This is a genomic window from Erwinia sp. B116 (assembly GCF_002865965.1).
Classification (GTDB): Bacteria; Pseudomonadota; Gammaproteobacteria; order Enterobacterales; family Enterobacteriaceae; genus Erwinia.
In genome coordinates, this window is sequence record NZ_JRZZ01000073.1 from 1 (window position 1) to 7,691 (window position 7,691).

General features: G+C 63.7%; 3 protein-coding genes and 1 pseudogene. 1 reads left to right on the plus strand and 3 read right to left on the minus strand.

Going from position 1 to position 7,691, the window contains the following annotated elements:
• From NV64_RS22200 to putA, 3 genes and pseudogenes are all read right to left on the minus strand, one after another.
• Positions 1–972, minus strand: a 972-nt coding sequence (locus NV64_RS22200; protein WP_101506808.1) for an acetyl-CoA C-acyltransferase, incomplete at its 3' end; no start/stop codon positions are given.
• 10 nt (positions 973–982) lie between these two features.
• Positions 983–1,209: pseudogene (locus tag NV64_RS22205) on the minus strand (3-oxoadipate CoA-transferase); the annotation flags it as partial.
• Positions 1,210–1,739: 530 nt separating this feature from the next.
• The gene (putA, locus tag NV64_RS22215; protein WP_101506809.1) at positions 1,740–5,684 is read right to left on the minus strand and encodes a trifunctional transcriptional regulator/proline dehydrogenase/L-glutamate gamma-semialdehyde dehydrogenase; all 3,945 of its coding nucleotides are present in this window, start codon (positions 5,682–5,684) and stop codon (positions 1,740–1,742) included.
• Between the two features lie 422 nt (positions 5,685–6,106).
• On the opposite strand from putA, the gene putP reads away from it, so the two are divergent.
• Positions 6,107–7,588, plus strand: coding sequence for a sodium/proline symporter PutP (gene putP / locus NV64_RS22220; RefSeq protein ID WP_101506810.1), 1,482 nt, complete (start codon positions 6,107–6,109; stop codon positions 7,586–7,588).
• The last annotated feature ends 103 nt before the right edge of the window (positions 7,589–7,691 follow it).

Sequence of the window (7,691 nt, forward strand, 5' to 3'; positions counted from 1 at the left end):
CGCCTCATTCAGCTCGAAGACGTCCATCTGTGCCAGCGTCAGCCCGCTCAGCGCCAGCACCTTGTGCACTGCCGGCACCGGGCCCAGCCCCATGATGGTCGGCTCAACGCCGGCGACCGCGCTGGCCACGATTCGCACCACGGGCTGCAGGCCATAATTGGCCATCGCGCGCTCGCCCGCCAGCAGCAGGGCGCAGGCACCGTCGTTAAGCCCGGAGGCGTTGCCCGCCGTCACCGTGCCCTGCGGAGTGACCACCGGTTTCAGCTTAGCCAGCGCCTCCGGCGAGGTGGCGCGCGGGTGTTCGTCGGTGGCAAACAGCAGCGCCTCGCCGCTCTTTTGCGGCAGCGATACCGGCACCAGCTGAGGGGCATAAAAACCACTCTGCTGCGCGCGGGCGGTTCGCTGCTGGCTGCGCAGGGCATAGGCGTCCTGATCCTCGCGGCTGATGGTCAGCCGCTGCGCCAGATTCTCGGCGGTTTGCGGCATCGACTCGACGCCGTACAGGCTCTTCATCAGCGGGTTGATCAGCCGCCAGCCCATGGTGGTATCTTCCAGCTTCATCTGCCGGCTAAAGGCCTTATCGGCCTTGCCGACTACGTAGGGGGCGCGGGTCATCTGCTCGACGCCGCCGGCGATCATCAGCCCGCTCTCCCCACTTTTAATGGTGCGTGCGGCGATCGCCACCGCGTCGAGGCTGGAGCCACACAGCCGGTTAACCGTGCTGCCGGGAACCGAGACCGGCAGCCCGGCCAGCAGCAGCGCCATCCGCCCCACGTTGCGGTTATCCTCTCCGGCCTGATTGGCACAGCCGTAGATCACATCATCCAGCCGCGCCCAGTCAATGCGCGGATAACGCTGCAGCAGGGCTTTCAGCGGGGCGGCGGCCAGGTCATCGGCGCGTACCCCGGCAAGGCTGCCGTTAATTCTGCCGAACGGCGTGCGCACGGCGTCACAGACGAAGACGTTATTCATAAGCCTGCTCCTGCAGGGCAAAGGTCAGCGCCACCGCGCCGCGCCGGTACGGGTCACCAAACACCCATGAATCGCTCTGGCGTGGGAACGGACAGATCATTTTGCGCACGCAGCCGGCCTTGAGCCGCGCGGCCAGGGTAAACGGCCGGCCGGGCCGAAGCCACCGATCATCTCCGTGGCACCTTCCACAATATCAGCCACGGTATCCTCGGCTGACGGCAGATAGATATTGATCATTGCTCCTCCTGAGTGCTGGTATCGTCGGGCCTAAATTAGGAGAGGATGAATACCGCAACAAGGGGCTGCCTGGCCGATTTCCGGGGATTCTGGGGCGTATCGTGTTAATGCCGCGAAAAGTGTGATGCAGGCAACTGAATAAGCGGAATATCCCGCATTAAATGTGAATAATTGAAGTGGGGTGTGATTTTATTGATGATTTATCAGTTTGTTACCTGTTTCAGCGGGGGTGTTTTCCGGTCGTGAGATCCCCCGTTCGGCACAGAGTTGATAAATCATGCTCTCCAGCAGGCGGATATCGGCTGACTCATCCAGCAGGCGGGTACTCATGACGAGCGGTGAGATCCGCTGGGGCGCCACGGTCGCCGGCCGGCGCATATCATCAGCGTGCCCGTGCCTGATGGTCGCTCACCTGCCCCCGTCTCGGGGGCAGTTTCAGTCACTCTCAACTCAGCAGGCACACCACTCATGAGCACGCTAACGCAGGCCCGACCGGAGCAGGCACCTGCAATGCGGCCGACAGCGTGACGTTAGCCGATGGTCATCAGGCTGGCGTTACCGCCCGCGGCGGCGGTGTTGACGCTCAGCGAACGCTCCAGCAGCAGGCGCTCCAGCAGCAGATTGGTCTCGCCGCGGGCAAAGCCCTGCACCGAAACAATCGCGCCTTCGCGCGCCGCCACCGCTTCACACAGGGTGCGCAGCTGGTCGGCATCGCCGTGATAGATCACCGCGTCATACTCCGCGCTGACAGGCTGAGCAGAAACGTCCACCCGCTGCTGCACGGCGGCAGGCAGCTGCTGCCACAGGCCACGGTGCAGCTCGTCGTCCGGCCACAGCGCCCGGCTGCCGACGGCGGTGACCGCCGCCAGCTGCACCAGCGCATCCTGCTCGCTGTCCGCCAGGCACAGCACCCGCTCGCGCGGCAGCAGCGTAAAGGTGTTGCGTTCGCCGGTCGGGCCCGGCAGCAGCCGCACGGTGCCGCCCTGCGCCAGTTCGGCGAAACGGCTGCAGCAGGCGGCCAGTTCAGGGCGGCCTGCCGCCCACTCGCTCAGCGCCTGGTGCGCTGCCTGCAGCACCGGCCGCAGCCGCGCATCCAGCGGCAGCTGGCGATCCTGACGATCCAGCGTGACCGCCAGCGCGCCGTCCGGCCTGGAGGCCAGCAGGCGGTAGAGGTACAGCGGACCACCGGCCTTCGGACCGGTGCCGGACAGGCCTTCGCCGCCGAACGGCTGCACGCCAACCACCGCACCGACCATATTACGGTTTACGTAGAGGTTGCCTACCTGAGCTTTCTGCGTCACCTGATGAATGGTTTCATCGATGCGGGTATGGATGCCCAGCGTCAGGCCGTAGCCGGCGGCGTTGATCTGCTCAACCACCTGCGGCAGCGTCGCGCGGCTGAAGCGCACCACGTGCAGCACCGGGCCGAACACTTCGCGGGTCAGGTCGGCCACGTTGTCCAGCTCAATCAGCGTTGGCAGCACAAAGGTGCCGTTGCGCCACTCGCGGCTGTCTTCTGCCCGCTGCTGCGCGCTCTGGAACACGGTAAAGCCTTTGCTGCGCATCGCCTGGATATGCTGGTCGATACTGGCTTTGGCCTCGGCGTCGATCACCGGGCCGATATCGGTCGACAGGCGTTCCGGGTTGCCCATGCGGCATTCGGCCATCGCGCCGCGCAGCATCTGCAGGGTATGCTCCGCCACGTCTTCCTGAATACAGAGCAGACGCAGGGCGGAACAGCGCTGCCCGGCGCTGTCGAAGGCCGAGGCGACGATGTCGGTGACCACCTGTTCGGTCAGCGCCGAGGAGTCAACGATCATCGCATTCATCCCGCCGGTTTCGGCGACCAGCGGCGTCGGACGGCCCTGCGGATCGAGGCGGCCGGCAATGCTGCGCTGCAGCAGGGTGGCGACGGCGGTCGAGCCGGTAAACATCACGCCGCGCACCCGCGCATCGCCGGTCAGCTGCGCGCCGACGGTTTCACCGTTGCCCGGCAGCAGCTGCAGCACGCCTTTCGGCACGCCGGCCTCGTGCAGGATCGCCACCGCCTGGGCGGCGATCAGCGGGGTCTGTTCCGCCGGTTTCGCCAGCACGCTGTTGCCGGCGGCCAGCGCGGCGGCAATCTGCCCGCTGAAGATGGCGAGCGGGAAGTTCCACGGGCTGATGCACACCACCGGACCCAGCGGGCGGTGGGTCTCATTATCGAAGTCATCGCGGACCTGGCCTGCGTAGTAGTGCAGGAAATCCACCGCCTCGCGCACTTCGGCAATGGCGTTGCTGAAGGTTTTACCGGCTTCACGCACCAGCAGCCCGATCAGCTGCTGCAGCTGGCCCTCCATCATCACCGCCGCGCGCTGCAGAATGGCGGCGCGCTCCTGCGGCGGGGTGGCAAACCAGATCGGGCCGGCGCTGACGGCGGCATCCAGCGCGGCGGAAACCTCCTCTTCGCTGGCATGGCGCACGTAGCCCACAATATCAGCCGGTTCCGCCGGGTTGAGCACCGGCTGACTTTCTCCCTCCGCCAGCGGCGCATCAATCAGCGGCGCGGCCTGCCAGCGCTGGCTGGCGCTGCTCAGCAGCGCGCTGGAGAGCGACGCCAGCCGGTGTTCGTTGGCCAGGTCCAGCCCGGCGGAGTTCTGCCGCTGTTCACCGTACAGTTCACGCGGCAGCGGGATCTTCGGATGCGGCAGGCCCAGCGCGCCTTCGGTCGCCGCCAGTTTTTCTACGGCGACAACCGGGTCGGCTACCAGTTCGTCCAGCGGCAGGGTGGCGTCGGCAATGCGGTTAACAAAGGAGGTGTTGGCACCGTTCTCCAGCAGGCGGCGCACCAGGTACGCCAGCAGCGTTTCATGGGTGCCCACCGGCGCATAGATGCGGCACGGGCGGTTAAGCTTGCCGTCGGCGATTTTGCCCACCACCTGCTCGTACAGCGGTTCGCCCATGCCGTGCAGGCACTGGAACTCATACTGACCGGGGTAGTAGTTGTTGCCCGCCAGCTGATAAATGGCCGCCAGCGTATGGGCATTGTGGGTGGCAAACTGCGGGTAGATCAGGTTCGGCACCGCCAGCAGCTTGCGGGCGCAGGCGAGGTAGGAGATATCGGTGTACACCTTGCGGGTGTAGACCGGGTAACCCTCCAGCCCGTCGACCTGGGCGCGCTTGATTTCGCTGTCCCAGTAGGCCCCTTTCACCAGGCGGATCATCAGGCGGCGGCGGCTGCGCTGTGCCAGGTCGGTCAGGTAGTCGATCACCATCGGGCAGCGTTTCATATAGGCCTGAATCACGAAGCCGATGCCGTTCCAGCCCTCCAGCTCCGGTTCAAAGCACAGTTTTTCCAGCAGATCGAGCGACAGCTCAAGGCGGTCGGCCTCTTCGGCGTCGATGTTGATGCCGATGTCGTACGAACGTGCCAGCAGGGTCAGCGACTTCAGCACCGGGTAGAGCTCGTCCATCACCCGATCGTACTGCGCGCGGCTGTAGCGCGGGTGCAGCGCCGACAGCTTGATGGAGATGCCCGGCCCTTCATAGATGCCGCGGCCGTTGGAGGCCTTACCGATGGCGTGAATCGCCTGCTGGTAGGAGAGCAGGTAGGCTTTAGCGTCTTTTTCCGTCAGCGCCGCTTCCCCGAGCATATCGTAGGAGTAGCGGAAGCCTTTCTCCTCCAGCTTGCGGGCGTTGGCCAGCGCTTCGGCGATGGTTTCGCCGGTAACGAACTGTTCACCCATCAGCCGCATCGCCATATCGACGCCTTTGCGGATCAGCGGCTCGCCGCTCTTGCCGATAATGCGGTTCAGCGAGGTGGAGAGGCTGGCCTCGTTATGGGTCGATACCAGCCTGCCGGTGAACAGCAGCCCCCAGGTGGCGGCGTTCACAAACAGCGACGGGCTGCGGCCAAGATGCGACTGCCAGTTGCCGTTGCTGATTTTGTCGCGGATCAGCGCATCGCGGGTCGGCTTGTCGGGAATACGCAGCAGCGCTTCGGCCAGGCACATCAGCGCCACGCCCTCCTGTGAGGAGAGGGAGAACTCCTGCAGCAGGTTTTGCACCACGCCGGCGCGTCCGCCTGCACCTTTCTGGTGCCGCAGGCGGTCGGCCAGCTGATAAGCCAGTTTGTGGGTGGCTTCGGCCTGTGGGGCAGGCAGGCGCGCCTGCTCCAGCAGCATCGGTACCGCTTCCTGCTCCGGGCGGCGCCAGGCGGAGGTGATGGCCGCGCGGGCCACCGACTGCGGCAGAATGTGCTCCGCAAAGTCGAGGAACGGCTGGTGCGGCTGCTCCTGCAGCGGTTCGTCACCCTCCGCCGCGGCGTCCGGCGCCGCCAGCTCCGGCTGGCTGTTTCCCTGCTCCAGCTGCTGCAGGTAGTTGAAAATAGCCTGTTTAATCAGCCAGTGGGGGGTGCGGTCGATCTGTGCTGCCGCCTGTTTAATCCGTTCGCGCGTGGCGTCATCCAGCTTGACGCCCATCGTTGTCGTACCCATGCCTGCTGCTCCTGCATTTAAGAGATAACCGTTCGTTGACAGCAATATCACTGATGTTGCAACTTTGTGCAACCTCGTTAAGTGTGACCCGGCTCTCAACGTGTAAAAACCGAATTTCAGGCCGTTTTAGCAATACGGCACGGTTATTGCTGCAAAATCCTTGCCAGTTGCTAAGCCGCATTAAACGGGGGCTTAGCAGGGTTTTGGTGAGGTGCAACCAGCAGAAGTGTGATCGGGTGCAACCTGTAACAATAAAGTAACAACTTCCTGGTGAATGCCCGACGGCGATGTGTTAAATCGTTTGTACGTCGTAACCGTTTACGGCAGGATACCGCCCCCTCAGCACCGGCCCGCTGCGTCCGCTACGTTCCGGCCCGCGCAGCGAAGAGGCTGGGGATACTGATAATAAGTGGAGAACCTGAATGACTGTAAGTACGCCAATGATGGTGACATTTTGCGTTTATATTCTTGGGATGGTGTTGATCGGCTTTATTGCCTACCGCTCAACGAAAAACTTTGACGACTACATTCTCGGCGGCCGCAGCCTCGGCAGCGTGGTCACCGCGCTCTCCGCCGGTGCCTCAGATATGAGCGGCTGGCTGCTGATGGGCCTGCCGGGGGCGATCTTTATCTCCGGTATCTCGGAGAGCTGGATCGCCATCGGACTGACCCTGGGCGCGTATCTGAACTGGAAAATCGTCGCCGGGCGCCTGCGCGTGCAGACTGAGCACCATAACAATGCGCTGACCCTGCCTGACTACTTCTCCAGCCGCTTTGAGGACGGCAGCAAGCTGCTGCGGGTGATCTCCGCGCTGATCATTCTGGTGTTCTTCACCATCTACTGCGCCTCCGGCGTGGTGGCGGGCGCGCGCCTGTTTGAAAGCACCTTCGGCATGAGCTACGAAACCGCCCTGTGGGCCGGCGCCGCGGCCACCATCGCCTACACCTTTATCGGCGGCTTCCTTGCGGTCAGCTGGACCGATACCGTACAGGCCAGCCTGATGATCTTCGCGCTGATTCTGACCCCGGTAATGGTAATTTTTGCCGTCGGCGGCATCAGCGACTCGCTGAAGGTGATTGAGGCGAAGAGCATCGAAAATATCGATATGCTGAAGAACCTCAACTTTGTGGCGATTATCTCGCTGCTGGGCTGGGGGCTGGGCTACTTTGGTCAGCCGCACATCCTGGCGCGCTTTATGGCCGCCGATTCCCACCGTTCCATCCGCACCGCGCGCCGCATCGGCATGGCGTGGATGATCCTGTGCCTGGGTGGCGCGGTGGCGGTGGGCTTCTTTGGTATCGCCTACTTCCAGAATAACCCGTCACAGGCGGCGGGCGTGACCGACAACGCCGAGCGGATCTTTATCGAGCTGACGCATATCCTGTTCAACCCGTGGATTGCCGGTATCCTGCTGTCGGCGATTCTGGCGGCGGTGATGTCGACGCTGAGCTGCCAGCTGCTGGTCTGCTCCAGCGCGCTGACCGAAGATCTGTACAAGAACTTCCTGCGTAAAAACGCCAGCCAGAAAGAGCTGGTGTGGGTCGGACGGCTGATGGTGCTGCTGGTGGCGGTGATCGCTATCGCACTGGCCGCTAACCCGGACAGCCGCGTGCTCGGCCTGGTCAGCTACGCCTGGGCCGGCTTCGGTGCCGCCTTCGGACCGGTGGTGCTGATCTCGCTGCTGTGGAAACGCATGACCCGCAACGGCGCGCTGGCCGGCATGGTGATCGGCGCGGCCACCGTGCTGATCTGGAAACAGTACGGCTGGCTGGATCTGTACGAGATCATTCCAGGCTTCCTGTTCGCCAGTATCGCGATTGTGCTGTTCAGCCTGCTGGGCAAAGCCCCGTCAGTCGCCGCGCAACAGCGCTTTGACGCGGCCGAAGCCGAATACCGCTCGTAATACCTGTTGCTGCCGGGCACCGCTCCCGGCAGCCTCTTCAGCACTCAGCACTCAGCACTCAGCACTCAGCACTCAGCACTCAGCACTCAGCACTCAGCACTCA

What these genes read in the sequence shown, in the direction of transcription:
- putA (WP_101506809.1), bottom strand. Translation starts at nt 5,684, where the DNA reads ATGGGTACGACAACGATGGGCGTCAAGCTGGATGACGCCACGCGCGAA.
- putP (WP_101506810.1), top strand. Translation starts at nt 6,107, where the DNA reads ATGACTGTAAGTACGCCAATGATGGTGACATTTTGCGTTTATATTCTT.